Annotated in this window: 17 protein-coding genes and 1 other RNA gene; all 18 read left to right on the top strand. The window is 27.3% G+C overall.

The genetic code is table 11. The features are described from left to right. Positions 1 to 17 precede the first annotated feature (17 nt). The 18 genes from rpoC to rnpB all read left to right on the top strand — a co-directional run bounded on the left by rpoC (position 18) and on the right by rnpB (position 20,194). Positions 18 to 3,968, top strand: a complete 3,951-nt coding sequence (rpoC, locus tag Q1J48_RS04890) for a DNA-directed RNA polymerase subunit beta' (protein WP_300327976.1) — start codon at positions 18 to 20, stop codon at positions 3,966 to 3,968. 62 nt (positions 3,969 to 4,030) lie between these two features. Next, positions 4,031 to 4,903: a YicC/YloC family endoribonuclease gene (locus Q1J48_RS04885; protein WP_300327979.1), complete on the top strand. Its 873-nt coding sequence runs from the start codon at positions 4,031 to 4,033 to the stop codon at positions 4,901 to 4,903. Between the two features lie 22 nt (positions 4,904 to 4,925). Beyond that, on the top strand, positions 4,926 to 5,489 hold the full coding sequence (gene gmk, locus Q1J48_RS04880) for a guanylate kinase (protein ID WP_300327982.1): 564 nt from the start codon (positions 4,926 to 4,928) through the stop codon (positions 5,487 to 5,489). Then, positions 5,489 to 5,704: a DNA-directed RNA polymerase subunit omega gene (gene rpoZ / locus Q1J48_RS04875; RefSeq protein WP_300327985.1), complete on the top strand. Its 216-nt coding sequence runs from the start codon at positions 5,489 to 5,491 to the stop codon at positions 5,702 to 5,704. The genes gmk and rpoZ overlap by 1 nt, the downstream gene beginning before the upstream one ends. A gap of 28 nt (positions 5,705 to 5,732) precedes the next feature. Next, the gene (locus Q1J48_RS04870; protein WP_300344777.1) at positions 5,733 to 6,677 is read left to right on the top strand and encodes an FAD:protein FMN transferase; all 945 of its coding nucleotides are present in this window, start codon (positions 5,733 to 5,735) and stop codon (positions 6,675 to 6,677) included. Between the two features lie 158 nt (positions 6,678 to 6,835). Next, positions 6,836 to 7,534: an undecaprenyl pyrophosphate synthase gene (gene uppS / locus Q1J48_RS04865; protein WP_300327990.1), complete on the top strand. Its 699-nt coding sequence runs from the start codon at positions 6,836 to 6,838 to the stop codon at positions 7,532 to 7,534. Then, positions 7,524 to 8,324, top strand: a complete 801-nt coding sequence (locus Q1J48_RS04860) for a phosphatidate cytidylyltransferase (RefSeq protein WP_300361627.1) — start codon at positions 7,524 to 7,526, stop codon at positions 8,322 to 8,324. The genes uppS and Q1J48_RS04860 overlap by 11 nt, the downstream gene beginning before the upstream one ends. A gap of 16 nt (positions 8,325 to 8,340) precedes the next feature. Then, a complete protein-coding gene (gene dxr, locus Q1J48_RS04855; protein WP_300361625.1) occupies positions 8,341 to 9,498 on the top strand; it encodes a 1-deoxy-D-xylulose-5-phosphate reductoisomerase in 1,158 nt (385 codons plus the stop codon). An 8-nt stretch (positions 9,499 to 9,506) separates the two neighbouring features. Continuing rightward, on the top strand, positions 9,507 to 10,187 hold the full coding sequence (locus tag Q1J48_RS04850) for a dTMP kinase (protein ID WP_300327999.1): 681 nt from the start codon (positions 9,507 to 9,509) through the stop codon (positions 10,185 to 10,187). After that, positions 10,188 to 11,210: a M50 family metallopeptidase gene (locus Q1J48_RS04845; protein ID WP_300328002.1), complete on the top strand. Its 1,023-nt coding sequence runs from the start codon at positions 10,188 to 10,190 to the stop codon at positions 11,208 to 11,210. 177 nt (positions 11,211 to 11,387) lie between these two features. Continuing rightward, positions 11,388 to 12,773: a sigma-54-dependent transcriptional regulator gene (locus Q1J48_RS04840; protein ID WP_300328005.1), complete on the top strand. Its 1,386-nt coding sequence runs from the start codon at positions 11,388 to 11,390 to the stop codon at positions 12,771 to 12,773. A gap of 24 nt (positions 12,774 to 12,797) precedes the next feature. Further along, positions 12,798 to 14,513 carry a peptidylprolyl isomerase gene (locus tag Q1J48_RS04835; RefSeq protein ID WP_300361623.1) on the top strand — a complete coding sequence of 572 codons (1,716 nt, stop codon included), beginning with the start codon at positions 12,798 to 12,800 and terminating at the stop codon, positions 14,511 to 14,513. A gap of 131 nt (positions 14,514 to 14,644) precedes the next feature. Then, on the top strand, positions 14,645 to 16,450 hold the full coding sequence (gene dnaG / locus Q1J48_RS04830; protein ID WP_300361621.1) for a DNA primase: 1,806 nt from the start codon (positions 14,645 to 14,647) through the stop codon (positions 16,448 to 16,450). Positions 16,451 to 16,465: 15 nt separating this feature from the next. Next, positions 16,466 to 17,731 (top strand): RNA polymerase sigma factor RpoD, encoded by a 1,266-nt coding sequence (rpoD, locus tag Q1J48_RS04825; RefSeq protein WP_300328014.1) that lies wholly within the window; start codon positions 16,466 to 16,468, stop codon positions 17,729 to 17,731. A 44-nt stretch (positions 17,732 to 17,775) separates the two neighbouring features. Further along, positions 17,776 to 18,552, top strand: coding sequence for a sigma factor (locus Q1J48_RS04820; protein ID WP_300361618.1), 777 nt, complete (start codon positions 17,776 to 17,778; stop codon positions 18,550 to 18,552). Next, on the top strand, positions 18,549 to 19,331 hold the full coding sequence (locus Q1J48_RS04815) for a Nif3-like dinuclear metal center hexameric protein (protein ID WP_300361614.1): 783 nt from the start codon (positions 18,549 to 18,551) through the stop codon (positions 19,329 to 19,331). Before Q1J48_RS04820 ends, Q1J48_RS04815 begins: the two co-directional genes overlap by 4 nt. 10 nt (positions 19,332 to 19,341) lie before the next feature. Next, positions 19,342 to 19,797 (top strand): hypothetical protein, encoded by a 456-nt coding sequence (locus Q1J48_RS04810; RefSeq protein WP_300328023.1) that lies wholly within the window; start codon positions 19,342 to 19,344, stop codon positions 19,795 to 19,797. A gap of 62 nt (positions 19,798 to 19,859) precedes the next feature. Then, an RNA gene (rnpB, locus tag Q1J48_RS04805) (RNase P RNA component class A) lies at positions 19,860 to 20,194 on the top strand. Positions 20,195 to 20,811: the final 617 nt, after the last annotated feature.

The following is a 20,811-nucleotide window of genomic DNA, read 5'->3' as shown; positions in this document are numbered from 1 at the left end:
GAGGCTTTACATTTAATATGGGAATAAAAAGTTTTGAAAAAATTAGAATAAAACTTGCTTCACCTGAAAAAATATATGAATGGTCTCATGGGGAAATTACAAAACCAGAGACAATAAACTATAGAACATTAAATCCAGAGATGGATGGATTATTCTGTGAAAAAATATTCGGACCAACAAAAGATTGGGAATGTAGTTGCGGAAAATACAAAAGAATGAGATATAAAGGTCTTGTTTGTGAAAAATGTGGTGTTGAAGTAACAAAATCTAAAGTAAGAAGAGAGAGAATGGGGCATATAGCTTTAGCTGCCCCTGTATCTCATATCTGGTATTCTAAAGGAACACCAAATAAAATGGCTTTAATTTTAGGAATTTCTCCTAAAGAATTAGAATCTGTTTTATATTTTGCTAGATATATAGTTGTTCAAAGTAATGAAGAAACATTACCAGTTGGAAAAATTATAAATGAAAAAGAATATAAATTATTTAAACAAATGTATGGAAATTCTTTTGATGCAAAAATGGGAGCAGAAGCTATTTTAAGATTATTAGAAGACCTTAATTTAGCAGTTTTAAAAGAAGAGTTAGAAAAAGAATTAGAGGATGTAAACTCTAGCCAAAAGAGAAAGAAAGTTGCTAAGAGATTAAAGATAGTTAGAGATTTCTTAGAATCTGAAAACAAACCAGCTTGGATGATATTAAAAAATGTACCAGTAATACCAGCTGATTTAAGACCAATGGTTCAATTGGACGGAGGAAGATTTGCTACTTCTGACTTAAATGATTTATATAGAAGAGTTATAAACAGAAATAACAGATTGAAAAAACTTTTAGAAATAAAAGCTCCAGAGATTGTAGTAAAAAATGAAAAAAGAATGCTACAAGAAGCTGTTGACGCTTTAATAGATAATGGTAGAAGAGGAAAACCTGTTGTTGCTCAAAATAACAGAGAACTAAAATCATTATCAGATATGTTAAAAGGAAAACAAGGAAGATTTAGACAAAACTTACTAGGTAAAAGGGTTGACTATTCTGCCAGATCAGTTATCGTTGTTGGACCTTCATTAAAAATGAATCAATGTGGAATCCCTAAAAAAATGGCTCTTGAGTTATATAAACCATTTATAATGAGAGAACTAGTTAAGAGAGAATTAGCATCTAACGTAAAAACAGCTAAGAAATTAGTTGAAGAGTCAGATGATAAAGTATGGGATATCATAGAAGATGTAATTGACGGACACCCTGTATTATTAAATAGAGCACCGACACTGCACAGACTTTCTATTCAAGCTTTCGAGCCAGTATTAATAGAAGGAAAAGCAATAAGATTACACCCATTAGTATGTTCTGCGTTCAACGCTGACTTTGACGGAGACCAAATGGCAGTACACTTAGTACTATCTCCAGAAGCAATAATGGAAGCAAAACTTCTAATGTTAGCACCTAATAATATAATTGCTCCATCAAATGGACAACCAATTGCAGTACCAGGACAAGACATGGTTATGGGATGTTTCTACATGACTAAAGATAGACCTGGATGTAAAGGAGAAGGAAAAGAATTCTCTAATAGAGATCAAGTTCTAACTGCTTATGAAAATGGTGTTATAGATACTCATGCAATAATAAAAGTAAGAATAAATGGAGAAATGGTAACAACTACTCCAGGAAGAATTCTATTCTCTGAAATCTTACCAGAAGAAATCAGAAACTATGGAATGACTTACGGAAAAAATCCTTTAAAGAAATTAATTGCTGATTTATATGATAGATATGGATTTACAAAAACTGCAGAAGTTATCAATGATGTTAAAAACTTCGGATATCATTATTCTACATTTGCAGGAGTTTCAGTTGGTATAGAAGACCTAGAAATTCCAGCAGTTAAAAAAGATATATTGAAAAAAGCTGACGATGATATAGCAGCTATCGCTCAAGAATATAAAGAAGGAAAAATAATAAACGAAGAAAGATACAGAAAAACAATTGCAGTTTGGTCACAAGCAACTGCTGATGTTACAGATGCAATGATGGGTGGACTAGATCAATTCAACCCAGTATATATGATGGCGACTTCAGGAGCCAGAGGATCTATCCAACAGATGAGACAGCTAGCCGCAATGAGAGGAAACATGGCTGACACAAGAGGAAGAATCCTAGAAGTACCTATTAAAGCTAACTTCCGTGAAGGACTAACAGTATTAGAGTTCTTTATGTCATCTCACGGAGCTAGAAAAGGACTAGCAGATACAGCGTTAAGAACTGCCGATTCAGGATACTTAACAAGAAGACTTGTTGATATTTCTCATGAGGTAATAGTAAATGCTGAGGACTGTGGAACTCATGAAGGAATTGAAGTTTCTGAATTAATTTCTGAAGGAAAAGTAATTGAAAAATTATCAGAAAGAATAGATGGAAGAGTATTAGCAGAGGACTTAATAGTTAATGGAGAGGTTATAGCTCCAAGAAATACTCTAATCGGAAAAGAATTAATTAAGAGAATAGAAGAATTAGAAATTAAGAAAATAAAAATTAGATCACCTTTAACTTGTGCTTTAGAGAAAGGTGTATGTAAAAAATGTTATGGTATGGACTTATCTAACCACAAAGAAGTATTACTTGGAGAAGCAGTTGGAGTTATTGCAGCTCAATCAATCGGAGAACCAGGTACGCAGCTTACAATGAGAACATTCCATACAGGAGGAGTTGCAACAGCAACAGCTTCAGCTACTACTAAAAAAGCAGAAAATGCTGGAAAAGTAGTGTTCAAAGATGTAAAAATACTAGTTAGTGAAGAAAGTGGAGAAGAAATTGTAGTTAGCCAATCAGCTAAAATTACAATAGGAAACAATGACCATGAAATCCCATCAGGATCTATTTTAAGAGTAAAAGATGGAGATGTTGTAGAAGTTGGACAAGTTTTAGCTAACTTAAACCCTTATCACGTACCAATTATATGTGACCAAGACGGAATAGTAGCTTATAAAGATATCACTATTAAATCTAACTTTGATAGTAAATATGGAGTTACTGAATACTTATCAGTTAAACCAGTAGATTCTGGAGACCTAAACCCAAGACTTCTTGTTTTAGATGAGAAGAAAGAAGTAAAAGCAAGCTATCAAATACCATTTGGAGCTTATATGATGGTTCACGAAGGTGACAAAGTAACAAAAGGACAAGTTATAGCAAAACTTATTAAAGAGGGAGAAGGAACAAAAGACATCACTGGAGGTCTTCCAAGAGTACAAGAGCTATTTGAAGCAAGAAATCCAAAAGGAAAAGCTTTACTAAGTGAAGTAGATGGAAAAGTTGAAATTACATCTAAGAAGAAAAAAGGTATGAGAGTAATCTTAATAAAAGATGAGAGAAATTCTGAATTATATAAAGAATACTTAGTATCTGTTGGAGATCACTTAGTAGTAACAGATGGAATGCTTATAAAAGCTGGAGATAAAATTACAGAAGGAGCTATTTCTCCATACGATATTTTAAGTATCAAAGGATTAGTTGCTGCTGAACAGTTTATCCTAGAATCTGTACAACAAGTTTATAGAGATCAAGGTGTTACAGTAAACGATAAACATATTGAGATCATAGTTAAACAAATGTTCAAGAAAGTAAGAATTACAAACTCAGGATCTTCTTTATTACTAGAAGACGAAGTAATAGAAAAGAGAATAGTTGATCTTGAAAATGAAGAGCTAAAAGCAAAAGGTAAAAAATTAGTAGAATATGAACCAGTAATTCAAGGTATCACAAAAGCTGCTGTTAATACTGAAAGCTTTATATCAGCTGCATCATTCCAAGAAACAACAAAAGTTCTTTCTAATGCTGCAATTGAAGGAAAAGAAGATTACTTAGAAGGATTAAAAGAAAATGTAATCATTGGTAAGAAAATACCAGCAGGAACAGGTTATGTTGATTATAAAAGAATAATTCCAGAAGAAGTTAAAGAGGAACAGTAATTTAATAAATAGGCGACAAAGGTCGCCTATTTTGTCATCTGAAAACAAAGGAGAAAACTCAAATGAGAAGCATGACTGGTTATTCAAAACTTACTTATCAAAGTGAAGATTTTGTAATTGATATGGAGATTAAGAGTGTAAACAATAAAAATCTTAATTTAAAAATAAAGATGCCTTCTGCTTTAAATTTTTTAGAGACTAAAATAAGAACTAAAGTTGGAGAAGAAGTATCAAGAGGAAGTATTGATTTAAAAATAGATTTTGAGGATAGAAGAGATATAGATAATCTTTTTGAATATGATGAGAAAATTTGCGAAGCATATTTAAAAGTCTTAAATCAAATGGAAGAAAAATTAAATGATAAATTTACTAATAAGATGGATTATTTAATTAGAAACTTCAATGTAATAAAAAGAAAAGAGAATGATACTAATGATTATGAAGAGGTTATTCTTTCAAATTTAGAAAAATTATTGGAAGAGTTTTTAGTATTTAAAAATACAGAAGGAAACAGACTAAAAGAATATTTTTTAGAAAGATTGGACTTTATAAAAGAGAGAGTAGAAATTATAAAACTTCATAAAGCAAAAGTAGTGGATATTTATAAAGAAAAACTTTTAAAAAGATTGGAAACTATAAGAGAAGAAGTTACTTTTAAAGAGGAAGATATTTTAAAAGAGATTTTACTTTTTACAGATAGAAGTGATATATCAGAAGAGATATCAAGATTAGATAGTCATTTAAAACAATTAGAAATTGAATTAAAATCAGATGAAAAAATAGTAGGTAAGAAAATAGATTTTATACTTCAAGAAATATTTAGAGAATTAAATACTACAGGTGTAAAATGTAGTTCATATGAAATATCAAAGATAGTTGTTGAATGTAAAAACGAAATAGAAAAAATTAGAGAACAAGCGATGAATATAGAATAGTCTTTGTGAAGGAGCAATTATTATGAATAAAGGACATTTATTTGTAGTTTCAGGACCAAGTGGAGCTGGAAAATCTACAATATGTAGATTAGTAAGAAAAATGTTAAATATAAATTTAGCTACTTCTGCAACAACAAGAAAGCCAAGAGTTGGAGAGGTAGATGGTAAAGATTATTATTTCTTAACAATACCTGAATTTGAAAAAAAATTAGAAAATGGTGAATTTTTAGAATTTGCAAAAGTTCACGAAAATTATTATGGAACTTTAAAATCTGAAGTTGAAAGTCGTTTAGCAAAAGGAGAAAATGTTATACTAGAAATCGATGTACAAGGTGGATTACAGGTAAAAGATAAATATCCTGACGCTAATATGATATTTTTTAAAACTCCAAGTAGAAAAGAATTAGAAGAAAGACTTAGAGGAAGAAAAACAGATGATGAAGAGACTATTCAATTAAGACTTAGAAATTCTTTAGAAGAATTAAAATATGAAGAAAAATATGATATTTCAATAATTAATTATACTGTTGAGAAATCTTGTGAAGAATTAATAAATATTATTAAAAGTAAAGGAGAGATGAAATAATGAAAACAGATATAACTTATGATGGACTTTTAGAAAAAATACCTAATAAATATATACTAACTATAACAACTGGAAAAAGAATGAGAGAAATAATAAAAGGGAAACCTCTTTTAGTAAAAGCTAATAAAAAAGATACTTTAATGAAAAAAGTGTTCAAAGAATTAGTTGAAGGAAAAATAACTTATACTTATGAAAAAGATCAAGTCGAAGATTAATATATTTTTTAACACAATTGTAATTCTAATGATTTTTTCTTTATTAGGTTGTCAAAAATCTAATGAAAAAAGATTTTCTCAAGAAAAATTTTTATTTGGAACATATATTCAAATGATAATTTATTCTGATAATGAGAAGCAGGCCAATGAAATAATGAAAAAAGCTTTTTCTGAAATAGAGAGAATAGATAATAAATTTAATAGTAAAAATAAAAATTCTATAATTTATTCTTTAAATGAATCTGATAAAAAAATAGTTAAAATTGACTCAGAAGGAAAATATATTTTTGATGAAGTGAGAAAAATGTACGAAGTGACAGAAAAGGTTTATGATATTACTGTGGGACCACTTTTGGATCTATGGGGATTTGGTAAAGAGGAAAGAAAAAATGTGCCAAGTGAATTAGAAATAAAAGAAGTGTTAAAGAATATTGATTTTTCAAAAGTAGAGATAATAGATGATAATCTTATTGTAAATGGAAAAGAAACCATAGATACAGGATCATTTTTAAAAGGTTATGCTTTGGAAAAAGCAAAAGAGATATTGATCAATAACGGAGTAAAAAATGGTTTTATTTCATCTGTTTCAAGTATAGTCACAATAGGTGAAAAAATAGATGGTTCTCCTTGGAAAATAGGACTTCAAGATCCTAATAATCAAGAAAAAAGATTAGGAGTAGTGGAGATTAAAAATAAATCTATGGGAGTATCAGGTGACTACCAAACATATATAGAGATAGATGGAAAGAGATATCATCATATTATGAATAAATTTACTGGTTATCCGATTGCTGATAAGAAAATGGTAGCTGTTATATGTGATTCTGGATTTATGGCAGATATATATTCTACAAGTTTTTTTGGAATGAAAGATAATAAGATATTGGAATTTTGTGAAAAAAATAATGTAGATGTTTTTATAGTGAAAAGCGATAACAGTATAATTAAAACGAAAAATTTTAATTTAAAATAAGGGACTTTAAAAGAGCCCCTTATTTTTTATTTATAAAAATAGAATTTAGTATATTTTTATAAGGCTTATTAAAGAATTATTTTAGAAAAATAAAATATAAATATGTATGGAAAAAAAACAATAGATATGATAAAATCTAAAATAAGTGAGGTGATAATTTGGAAAAAACATTAAATATACCAAAACATATAGCAATTATAATGGATGGAAATGGAAGATGGGCAAAAGCTAAAAATAGACCAAGAGTTTTTGGACATAAAGCTGGAGCAGATACTTTGAGAAAAATAGTAAAATATTGTGGAAATATAGGAGTTGAATATTTAACAGTCTATGCTTTCTCAACTGAAAATTGGAAAAGATCACAGGAGGAAGTAAGTGCTTTAATGACTTTATTTAAAACATACATTAATTCTGAAAGAAAAATGTTATTGGAAAATAAAGTTAGATTTATGGTTTCAGGAAGAAAAGAGGGAGTAAGTAAAAATTTATTGGATGCAATAGAAAAATTAGAAAATGAAACTTCAAAAGAGTATAAGATGACTTTGAATATAGCATTTAATTATGGTGGAAGAGCAGAGATAATAGATGCTATAAAAAAAGCTAGAGAATTAGATGAAGAAATAACAGAGGAAAATTTTTCTAAATTTCTTTATAATGATATTCCTGACCCAGAGCTTATAATAAGAACAAGTGGAGAGTTTAGAATTTCTAACTTTCTTTTATGGCAACTAGCTTATTCAGAGATATATATAACAGATGTTTACTGGCCTGATTTTAATGAGGAGGAACTAGATAAAGCGATATATAGTTATAATAAAAGAGAGAGAAGATTTGGAGGACGTATAGATGATAAATAGAATTTTAGTAGCTTTACTAGGAATTCCTATTTTGATGTTTATCTATTCAAAAGGTGGAATTTATTTATTGGTGCTGACTAATGTAATAGTAGGAATAGGAATGCACGAATTTTATAAAATGTCTGAAGTAATAAATATAAAACCATATAAAAATTTAGGATTATTAACAGGAATATTAATTCCAAATATTCTTTATTTTTTGGGAATGGATTATGTTTTTGCAATTATAACAATATTTTTAATAACTATTTTAGGAATTAGAGTTATAAATAATCAAATAGAAGATACTGCTCAAGATATAGGAACAAGTATTTTAGGAGTTATTTATGGTTCTTTACTATTTAGTCATATTTTATTATTTCAAAATTTAGAAAATGGTGGAAAATGGTTGATAGCTACTCAAATAATGGTTTGGTTATGTGATAGTGCAGCGTACTTTGTTGGTATGTCAATAGGAAGAAAATTCTTTAAAGAGGGATTCTCAATAATAAGTCCTAAAAAATCAAAAGAAGGGGCTATTGGAGGAATTTTATTCACAATTCTTGGGATATTATTAATAAATAATATTTTTAAATTATCAGATAATAATTTAGCAATAATTATTTTAGGATTTTTTGTCAGTTTAGTGGCACAGATAGGAGATTTAGCTGAGTCGATGTTTAAAAGATGTTTTAAAACAAAAGATTCAAGTAGAATCTTAGGGGAACATGGAGGAATCTTAGATAGATTTGACAGTATGATATTTGTTGTACCAGTAGCATACTATATATTAAAAATATTTCTAAATTAATAGTGAGGATTATGTTATGAAAAATATAGTTATTTTAGGATCAACAGGAAGTATTGGAACAAATGCTTTAGAGATAATAAGAAATAAAAAAGATGAATTTAAAGTTATAGGATTAAGTGCAAATACAAATTATAAACTTATAATGGAGCAGATAAAAGAATTTAATCCTAAATATGTTTCAATAGGAACTGAAGAGGGAAAAAAAATAATAAAAAAAGAGTTTCCAAATGTTGAAGTTTTTGTAGGAAGAGAAGGGCTAAAAAAACTGGGACAGACAGAAGAGATGGATATAATTTTAGTGGCAGTAATAGGAGCTATTGGAATCGAAGCTACGTCAGAGGCTATAAAATTGGGAAAAAGAATAGCACTTGCTAATAAAGAAACAATGGTAGCTGGTGGAGATTATATAAATAGACTCTTAAAAGAATATCCAAAGGCTGAAATAATACCAGTTGACAGTGAGCATTCAGCTATATTTCAATCTTTAATGGGAGGAAAAAAATCTCAAGTTAAAAACTTAATTATAACAGCTAGTGGTGGAACTTTTAGAGGAAAAAAACTAGAAGATTTAAAAGATGTTACAGTTGAACAAGCTTTAAAACATCCTAATTGGTCAATGGGAAGAAAAATAACTGTTGATTCTTCAACACTTGTAAATAAAGGTTTGGAGGTTATAGAGGCACATCAATTATTTAATATGGATTATGATAAGATTAAAGTAGTAGTACATCCACAGAGTATAGTTCATTCTTTAGTTGAATTTGATGATAATGCTGTAATTGCTCAACTAGGGGTAACAGATATGAAACTTCCAATACAATTAGCTTTCACTTATCCAGATAGAGTAGAAAATAGTTGTTTGGATAGACTGGATTTATTAAAAGTTGGAAATTTAACTTTTGAAGAGCCAGATAGAGAAGTTTTTAAAGGACTTGATCTAGCTTACAAGGCTGGAAAGATAGGAAAGTCTATGCCAACAGTTTTAAATGCAGCAAATGAAATCGCTGTTGAATTATTTTTAAATAAAAAAATAAAATTTTTAGATATTTATAAAATAATAGAAAAAGCTATGGAAAATCATAAAGTTGAAGAGGTTGAAAATTTAGATTCGATATTAAGAATAGACTCTGCTACAAGAAAATGGGTCTATGATAATTATTCAAAAATAGATTAGGAGAAAAAATGGGCAAATTAATTGTTATTGAAGGAACAGACTCAAGTGGAAAAGAAACTCAGACAAAAAAACTATATGAAAGATTACTAGAAAAAAATTTAAAGGTAAAAAAGATAACTTTTCCAAATTATGAGAGTCCAGCTTGTGAACCAGTAAAAATGTATTTAGCTGGGGAGTTTGGGGAAGATCCATTAAAAATTAACCCATACCCAATATCTACTATGTATGCAATAGATAGATATGCATCTTTTAAAAAAGATTGGGAAAAATTTTATAATGAAGATGGAATTATAATAACAGATAGATATGTGCAATCAAATATAATTCATCAAGGATCGAAAATAGAAGATTCAATAGAAAAGAAAAAATATATAGAATGGTTAAAAGATTTAGAATTTGAAAAAATAGGTGTGCCAAAAGCTGATTTAGTAATTTTCATAAATATGCCACATAAATTTGCTAGAATGCTGATGGAAAACAGAAAAAATAAAATAAATGGAGAAGTTAAAAAAGATATTCACGAAAGAGATGAAGAATATTTAAAAAAATCTTATGAGAATGCTTGTGAAGCATCAAAGGAACAAAATTGGAAAGAAGTTCAGTGTGTAAGAGATGGTCAACTAAAAACAATAGATGAAATATCGGAAGAAATTTATAAATTAGTTGAAACTTGCTTGGAGGAAAAATAGATGAAAATTTTATTATCTCTTTTAATTTTAGGAATAATAATTTTAATACATGAATTAGGTCATTTTTTAAGTGCAAGACTCTTTAATATACCAGTAGATGAATTTTCAATAGGTATGGGAACAGAGGTTTATACTTATGAGGGAAGAAGAACAAAATATTCTTTTAGAGCTATACCTATTGGAGGATATGTAAATATAAAAGGTATGGATTTAGAAGATGAAGAGGAAGATGGATTTAATAAAAAACCAGCATATCAAAGATTTATAGTTTTGATAGCTGGGGTAGTGATGAACTTTTTATTAGCTTATACTATATTGTTTGGAATGATATATTCTAAAGGTGAAATAAAAATAAATGAGAAAGCAATAGTAGGACATATTATAAACAAAGATAGAGAAATTCCCTTAAAAAAAGGAGATTTAATTCTTGAAATTGATGGGAAAAAAATAAATAGTTGGATAGATATAAAAAAGACAGTAAATTCTCTTGATAAAAAAGATGAGGATAAAAAAATTCTAATCAATAGAAATGGAAAAGAAGAAATTATTTCGACAAAACTTATAAAAGATGAAAAAACTAATAAATATTATTTAGGAATTTCTCCAGAATATACTTTAATAAAATTTAATATAAGAGAGAGTGTAGTTTTAGCTTGGGAAAGTTTTAAAGATGTATTTGAAAATATATTAAATAGTTTAAAATTAATGATAAGTGGAAATGTAAAAAAAGAGGAAATAAGCGGTCCAATAGGTATTATTAATATAGTAGGTGAAGCAAGTAAGTTAGGAGTTGAAACTTTAATTTGGTTAACGGCTGTTTTGTCAATAAATATAGGAATATTTAACTTATTGCCATTTCCAGCTCTTGATGGTGGAAGAATAATATTTGTTATTTTAGAAATGTTAAAAATAAAAGTAAATAAAAAAATAGAAGAAAAAATACATTATGCAGGAATTATATTAATATTCATTTTGATTATTTTTATAACAGCTAATGATTTTACAAATCTGTTAAGACATTAAAAAAATAAAAAATAAAAAAATATAGTTCATAAAATAAACGGAAAAAATAGTCAAAGTACATTTTTTTAAAAAAATCTTGAAAAAACACAAAAAAACTATTATAATACATATATAAAAAATTCAAACAGTTTGTAAATATTTTTAAGCATAATGATATTTAAAAAAATAGGAGGGATTATGAAACAATCAGTATTAGCAATATCTGAGAGAAAAGAAGTATTAAAAGACATTAGAAAAGAATTATTAAAATATTACGAAGTTATAACATTCAATAATCTATTAGATGGTTTGGATATGTTAAGAGAAAGCGATTTTGATATAGTTTTACTAGATCAATATTTAACTTGGTTTAATTTCATTGATGCAAAGAAAAAATTAAATGGACTTGGAAAAGAGTTTGTTACAATAGGATTAATTGATGAAGAAAATGATGAGATTATAGATGAATTAGAAAAAGCTGGAATATATAGCTACGCTTTAAAACCAATAAATGGAGAGGAAATAGTAAAATTAGTAAAACCAGCTTTAGCAAATATAGAGAATGTAAAAAAATATAAAAAATTAAAAGAAAAATTATCTGAATTAGAAGAGCAAAAAGAGATAATAGGACAGTCTGTAAAAATAAAAGAAGTAAGATCTAAAGTAGAAAAAATGGCTACAACAGATTTACCAATATTAATTACAGGAGAGGCTGGAGTAGGAAAAACTTTAGTTGCTAGAGAGATCTATAAGAAAAGTGATAGAAGAAGAAAAGATTTCTATACTTTAAACTGTGGAACAATGACAAGTGAAGTTTTAGAAAGAGAATTATTTGGATATGAAAGAGGAGCTTTCTCAGGAGCAATATCTAGTAAAAAAGGTATACTAGAAGAGATAGATGGAGGAACTTTATTCATCGATGAGATAGCAGGAATAGATATAAAAATCCAATCTAAAATATTAAAAGTTATTGAATATGGAGAGTTCAGAAAAGTTGGAGGAACTAGAGCTAAGAGAGCAGATGTAAGATTTATAGTTTCTACTGACAAAGATTTAAGAGATGAAATAGAAAAAGGAAAATTCAGAAAAGATCTATATCACAGATTAAATGGATTTAAAATAGAGGTTCCACCTTTAAGAGATAGAAGAGAGGATATTCCTTTATTAGCTAACTATTTCTTAAATGGAATTTCAAAAGACTTAAATAAACCAATTCCAGTACTTTCAGGAGAAGTAATGAAATATTTATTAGAATATGCATTCCCTGGAAATATAAGAGAATTAAGAAATATGTTAGAAAGAATGATAATACTTTCTGATGATAGAATGATAGGAATTGAAAATTTACCTCTTGAAATAAAAATGAAATCAGATACAGTTGAAAATAAAACAGTTTCTGGAATAGGACCATTAAAAGAGATACTAGAAAGAGAGATATTCAGTCTAGATGATGTAGAAAGAGTAGTAATAGCTATGGCTTTACAAAGAACTAGATGGAATAAACAAGAAACAGCAAAAATTCTAGGAATTGGAAGAACAACTTTATATGAAAAAATAAGAAAATACAAATTAGATGATAAATAAAAACTAGAAGTGAGGTCTTATTAAATGGCTATTAGAAAATTTAGACAAAAAATGAAGGTAATTACATTAGTTATAACTGTTGCATTTGTTCTTTCTTCAGCAGCTCTTTACATAATGAATCAAATGAATTATGCAACAACTAAAAACTATGCTTTAAAAGTAAATGGAAATGAAGTAAAAATAGAAAATGTAATGAGAAGTAAAAATATGTTAGCTAATAACTTTAAAAATAATGTAGATGAGGATATTGTTGGAGTTTTAGCTTTGGATCAAGTTATAGAAAATGAATTAGCTCAAGAATTAGCTGATAGTTTAAAAATAAGAATTTCATCTAAAGATGTAAATAATGAATATAAAAACATAGAAGCTAATTTTAAAGATAAGGAACAATTTAAAAGAATGCTAACAGCTCAAGGATATACTAAAGCATCCTTAAAAAAAGAGCTTGAAAAAAGTATGAGAAGTATGAAAGCTAGAGAAGTAATAGGAGAGGAAGCAAAAAGTAGTATAACAGAAGAAGAGATTGAAAAATACTATGAAGAAAATAAATATTCTATCTTCCAAGGTCTTCCTTTAGTAGATGTAAAAGAAAAAGTAGAGCAATATTTAGTTCAGGAAAAAGCAACTATGTTATTTGATAAAGAGATTAAAAAATTAAGAGAGAAAATGACTTTATCAGATGTTAATGATCAATTTACAAAATATTTAGAAAAACCTCAAATTGAAAAAGAAGATCTTAAAATTACAAATGTTGATTATAGCAAAATATATATCACTTTTATTAGCAGTGGACTAGATAAAGAAAAAGCAAAAGAAGAAACAGATAAATTTATTGAAAGTCAAATGAAAATATTGAAATCTGCTAAAGAAAATGGAATTGAAGTAGATAAAGATTTATCAATTTCATTACAAATAAAAGATGCTTATGAAAAACTATATAACAAAATAGAAAGTCAAATAGAATATAAAGATGAAGACTTAAAGAAATTCTTTGATGAAAATAAACAATTCTACAATATTCAACCTTCAGCAGATGCTTACATAGCTTATTTCAAAGTAAAACCATCAGATGCTGATAAAAAAGCAAGTGAAGAGAAAGCAAAAGACATATTAGCAATAGTTAATAAAGATAACTTTGCAAGTATAGCTAAAGAAAAATCTGAATGTCCAAGTTCAGTTAATGGTGGAGATTTAGGTTGGTTTACTAAAGAGGATATGGTTAAGGAATTTTCTGATGCTGCATTTAAAGGAAATGTAGGAGAGGTTTATCCTGAAGTTGTAAATACTGTTTTTGGTTCTCATATTATTTTTGTTCAAGAAAAAAATGAAAAAGATAAAACAGTAAGAGCAAGTCATATTTTGGTAAAATCTAATGTTTCTCCAGAAACAATTGCAGAAAAATTAAAAGAAGAAGAATTAGAAGCAGATAAATTATCAAAAGGGGAAGAAACTTTTGAAAACTTACCTAAAGATAAATTCACAGACAGCAGTTTATTTACTTCGATCACTGAACAAGGATATATTCCAGGACTTGGTTATAAAGAAGAACTTGTAAAAGAAATATATAAGGCTCCATTAAATAAAGTGGTAGTAAAGAATATAGATGGAGAAATATATGTTTTCCAAAAAATTAAAGAGATTCAAAGAAAAGAAGTAAGCTTGGATGAAGTCAAAGATCAAGTAATAAAAGATTATAAAACACAAAAAACAGTTGAAAAGATACAAAATATATTGAAATAAGAATTAATGGCAACCTAATATAGGTTGCCTTTCTAATCAAAAAAAGGTTGTGGTTTTTTACATATTCATTGATATTTTGAATAAAATATATTATAATATATCTTTGAAAGCTTTTTTTTTGGAGAAAACAGATGAAATATAGATCGGAAGATGTAGAAAATTTATTAAGTCAATTAAGAATAGAAGAAGTTGTTGGAGATGAAATAGAGCTAAAAAAAGCAGGTTCAAATTACAAAGGACTTTGTCCTTTTCATCCAGATACGACTCCTTCATTTTCTGTTAGTCCTTCAAAAAATATTTGTAAGTGCTTTGTTTGTGGTGCTGGTGGTAATGCAATAAAATTTTATTCTTTGTATCATAAAATTTCCTATGAAGAAGCTATAGGAGAACTTGCAAAAAAATATAATATTCCTATGAAAGTTTATGGTAAATCTTTTCAGAAACAAGAAGAGAATGAGAAATATTATAAGATAATGGAAGAAGCTCATAGATATTTTCAAGAAAATGTTTTTGAAAATAGGGGAAGATCGGCTTTAGAATATTTGACAAAAAGAGGAGTAACTCCAAAAGTCATAAAAGAAAATCAATTGGGTTATTCTTTAAATGAGTGGAGTGGTCTTTTTGACTATCTTATAGCAAAAGGTTTTGATAAAGATGATATTATAGAGCTTGGATTGGCAAAAGCTGGAGAAAAAGGAATATATGATGCTTTTAGAAATAGAATAATGTTTCCTATATATTCTATAAGTGGAAGAGTAATAGCTTTTGGTGGAAGAACTTTAGAAAATAGTAAGGAGATTCCTAAATATATAAACTCACCAGATACTCCTATTTTTAAAAAAGGTAGAAATTTATATGGAATAAAAGATAAGGGAAGTATTCTTAAAAAGAAGAATTATTCTTTACTGATGGAAGGATATATGGATGTTTTGTCAGCTCATAGTTATGGTTTTGATGTGGCTTTGGCCTCATTAGGAACTGCATTTACTTATGAACAGGGAGAACTTTTAAAAAGATATACTAATAATGTGATTATGTCTTTAGATATGGATAATGCTGGGCAGATGGCAACAGAAAGGACAGCTTTGATATTAAAAAACTTAGGATTTAATATCAGAGTATTAAAACTAGAAAATGCAAAAGATCCAGATGAGTTTTTAAAAAGTTTTGGAAAAGATGCTTTTTTAAAAGCTGTAAAAAATTCTTTAGAGATATTTGATTTTTTATATGAGATGTATATAAAAGAATACGATCTAAATAATATAATGTCACAAGAAAAATTTATAGCAAGATTTAAAGAATTTTTTAAAAATATAGAATCAGTTTTAGAGAGAAGTTTATATTTAGATAAACTTTCCAAATATACTGGAATAGATAAAAATTTATTAAAGGGAACTTTAATAGATAATAATAAATATCAAAAAAATCAAGAAAAAAATGAAATTTTTTTCAAAAAAGAAAAGGAAAAAAGCGTCGGAGTTGGAATATTAGAAGAAATGACTATAGAGCTCATTTTTTCGAGAATAGATTTTTATAAGTATTTTTTTGATAAAACACTGGAGTCTAGTTTTTCAAAAAAAATATTTTATTTTTTTGAAAGTTTAGATAATGATGAACAAAAAGATCTGTCAAAAGAATTAATGGAATTTATAAAAAATGAAAATTTTAATGATAATGAAAGAGATGAAGCTTTAAATTTATTAATTAAATCTATTGAGTATTCAGAAGATAGAAAATCTCAAGAATTGTTAAAAGAGATATACAAATCCTGGTTCTTAAAAGAACTAAAAGAATCAATGGAGAAATTAACAGATTTAATAATGTCTTTTAAGTTAAAAAGTGTAGAAGAGGAATTACGTTCAGAAATGAGCTTTGAAGAGTTAGAAGAAAAGTATAAAAAATTTAGGGGGATACTAAGTGAAAATAATATTTTATAAGGAGGCTTCTCATTTATGGAAGGATTAAAAGAATTAATAAGAAATGAAAAAGTTCTTGCCTTACTTCGTAAAGCGATACAGGATAAAGTGATTACTTATGAAGAGATAAATAGGGAGTTAAAAGATGAGCTTTCTGTTGAAAAGATTCAGCAACTAGTAGAAGGGATGATAGATCAAGGGATCGAAATAATCAAAGAAGAAGAGATAGTTGCTAGAAAAGCTAAAAAAGCAGATTCAGCAAAATCTAAAAAAGTAGAAAAGGATTCATCAGACTATGGAAATTATGAAGATTTTTCAGGGAAGAATATTTTAGATGAAGATGAGTTTGGTGATTTAGATGATTTAGATTTCCACGACTTTGATGATATGGATTTAGATGATTTTGACGATTATTCTAAAGAAGATTTTTCAGATGATGATTATTATAGTGGAATGATGGCAAGTGAAATGGGAGTCGATGAACCTATAAAAATGTATCTGAGAGAAATAGGACAGATACCTTTACTTAGTCATGCTGAAGAATTGGATTATGCAAAAAGAGCTTATGAAGGTGATGAGTATGCTGCTCAACAATTAGTTGAAGCAAACTTAAGACTTGTTGTTAGTATTGCTAAAAAACATACAAATAGAGGGTTAAAATTACTTGATTTAATTCAAGAAGGAAATATTGGACTTATGAAAGCTGTTGATAAGTTTGAATATACAAAAGGATATAAATTCTCTACGTATGCTACTTGGTGGATAAGACAAGCAATTACAAGAGCTATTGCTGACCAAGGTAGAACAATAAGAATACCAGTTCATATGATAGAAACAATTAATAAAATAAAAAAAGAAGCTAGAGTATATCTACAAGAAACAGGAAGAGATGCTACTCCAGATGTAATAGCAAAAAGATTAAACCTAGAAGTTGAAAAAGTAAAAGCTATTCAAGAGATGAATCAGGATCCTATATCTTTAGAAACTCCAGTTGGAAGTGAAGAGGATAGTGAATTAGGAGATTTCGTAGAGGATAACAAAATGCTAAATCCTTATGAAGAAACTAATAGAGTTTTATTAAAAGAGCAATTAAATGAAGTATTAAATACATTGAATAATAGAGAAAAGCAAGTATTAAGATACAGATATGGTCTTGAAGATGGAGCACCAAAAACTTTGGAAGAAGTTGGAAAAATCTTTAAAGTAACAAGAGAAAGAATAAGACAAATAGAGGTTAAAGCTCTGAGAAAATTAAGACATCCTAGTAGAAGAAAAAAATTAGAAGATTTTAAACAAAAATAGAAAATAGGAGCTACTAGCTCCTATTTTTAAGTAAGGAGAAAAAAATGTTATTAGAAAATTTTGAGAAGTTTGTATTTGAAAAGCATAGAGACAATAATGAATTTAATGAGTTTTTAAAAGAAAATTTAGAGTTTGATCTTGAACTAGAGAGAGAAAATGAATTTTTAATATCTCAAAAACCAGTTGAAGAAATGACAGATGAAAATGTACTAGATTATTTAGAGGAAATAAATCTTTACGAACCATTAACAAGTGAAGAGTATGAAGAATTAGTTGATAATATTGAAGACCAAGAGTCAAAAGAAAAATTAGTTGTAAATAGTTTTACAGATATAGCAAAGATTGCTTTATATTTTTTAAGAGATGGAATAGAATATCTTGAATTGGTGCAAGAGGGGTTAATGGGAGCTATAGAAGCTTTAAATAGATATTCATATGACAACGGAGATTTAAAAAAATATATAAAAATATGGTCAGCTAGACAGATGGCTTTTTATGTGGAAGAGAGATTTGAACAGATGAGACAAGAATTTTTATATTATTTCACAAAAACTCATATGGATGATGTAGAAATAACTAATGAAGAAATAGATAAAAAAGTAAAAGTTTTAGAAAATTTAACAATAGATAGTATTGCATTTTCACTTTCAAAGGATGAAATAAAAGCGATAGAATATTACTTTGGTTTGGGACTTGAGAAAAGATACTCTATTTTTGAAATAGAAAAAGAGATGAATTTAGAAAAGAACCAAGGGGAAGAATTATTCTCAGTAGCACTTTCTAAAATTTCATCAAGAGATGGAAGGATGTTTTCATTATGATATTAAATGAAATAATAAAAGTTCTAGAAAAAAGATTTCCTGTTTCTAATAAGGAAGAGTGGGATAATGTAGGACTTATGGTAGGAAGAAGAAAAAAAGAGATAAAGAGGATTCAGCTTTCTTTAGATGTAACAGTTGCTTCATTGGAAAATGCTATAAAAAACAATGTTGATTTAATAATATCTCATCACCCTTTAATATTTTCAGGAATAAAAAAGATCAATACTGATACTGTATTGGGAGAAAAAATATTGACAGCAATAGAAAATAATATAGCTATTTACTCTTTGCATACAAATTTAGATAGTACTCAAGGAGGTCTAAATGACTATGTTGGAGAGAAATTAAATTTAAAAAATGGGAAAATAATAGATGAAGTAAATAATGAAAATTTTGGAATTGGACGTGTTTATTCATTAGATGAGAAAATTGGATTTGATGCCTTTATAGAAAAAATAAAATCTGTATTTTTAACTAATAATCTAAGAGTTGTAAAAAATCAAGAGGAAAAATTAGTTATTAAAAAAATAGCAATAGTAAATGGATCTGGAAGTAGTTATTGGAGAAAAGCTAAAAAATTAGGAGCAGATCTATTAATAACAGGAGATGTTAAATATCACGAAGCTTTAGATTCTTTAGAAGAGGGATTTTGTATAATAGATGTGGGACATTATGAAACAGAGTGTTTTTATGGAGATCTAATAAGAAAAGAACTAGAAATATTTGACGGTGTAGAAATAATAGATTTTAATGATAAACCTGTATTTAATAAAGTTTAGTGAGGAAAAAATGAAAAAAATTATTATGATTATTTTAAGTTTTATTATTATGAATGAAATTTTTGCAGGAATAAAAGATGAAACGAATACTTTTGATTTTAAAGCTATCAGAAGAATAGATAGATCAATAGAAAAAATAGAGAGTAGTAAGAAAATAAAAATATATATAAATATTTTTGATGGAGAAGAAAGTTTTCATCCAGAAGATCCACAGAGAACTGTTATTTTTGATATACAGAAAATAAATAAAGATGAAATATCAGTTGAATTAAAATTTTCAGAGGATTTAAATTTAGAAAATAAATCAGTAGAACTTAGTGCGATTTTAGATAATTATAAAAAAGAGTTGTATGAAGGAAAATATGAAGAGTATATCGTGGGAGTTTTGGATTCCATAGATAAAGTTTTAGCATCTGAAGAGGCAGAAGAAAAAGAAATTGAAGCTGAAGAAAATATTGAAAAATAAAGAAAAAAGTATTTATTAAAAAAAGAATTATAAAAATAAGAAATATATGTTATAATAGAGTGTAGGTATTACAGTTAATTGCTTGGAATTTTTCAAGAGGAAAGTCCGGGCTCCATAGAGCGAAGAGGATAGCTAACGGCTATTGGAAGTAATTCTAAGGAAAGTGCAACAGAAAATAAACCGCCTATATGGTAAGGGTGAAAAGGCAGTGTAAGAGACTACCAAATTTTTAGGAAACTGAAAATGTTTTGTAAACCCCCTCTGGAGCAAGACTAAGAAAGAAAGGTTAAGGGCTGCTCGTCCAGCTTTCATGGTAAGTTGCTTGAACTTATAAGTGATTGTAAGTCTAGATAAATAATTAACAGATACAAAACCCGGCTTACGTGATGCCTACTTATATTAAAATTAAAAGATGGTTTTTGATGATCATCTTTTTTTATTTCTGAGGAAATTATAAAATAAAGTTTTTATAAAAAAATAATATTTTAATATGGGAGAATTGCCATTTCAATTATATATAGTCTCATTTTTAAAGAATAATACCATAAGAGCCATGTAACATAGAAAACGAAATGTTTTTATGTTATTTTTTTAGATTCTTATTAGAAAATTTATTTAATATATTGAAATTAAATTTGATAATAAAATAGATATTGATAAAAATTTTAAATAAATTTATAAAATATACAACAAATAAAAAATATTATAGAGAAATAAGTTTTTTATTTAATTATAAAATAAAAATATGATTTATTATTTTAATAAAAACAAAATTTAAAAATATAAAAACTATTGAAAAATAAAGAAATATTTAAAAAAATAAATATTTTTGTTGACAAAATATAAACTCTAAGGTATAATTATTACATGTCTATGAGAAATAGGCAGAAGGACATTAACAACAGAATAGATGAATATGACAAGCAAACAACCTTATTTGGTGTTTAAAAAATGGTAAGTGTAAATTAAATTGACCTAGTCAATAAAATATAAATTTTTAATGAAGAGTTTGAT

This window comes from Fusobacterium sp., assembly GCF_029258315.1.
Lineage (GTDB): Bacteria > Fusobacteriota > Fusobacteriia > Fusobacteriales > Fusobacteriaceae > Fusobacterium_B.
Note: the sequence above shows the minus strand (reverse complement) of the source record. Positions and strands in the feature narration are given on the sequence as shown.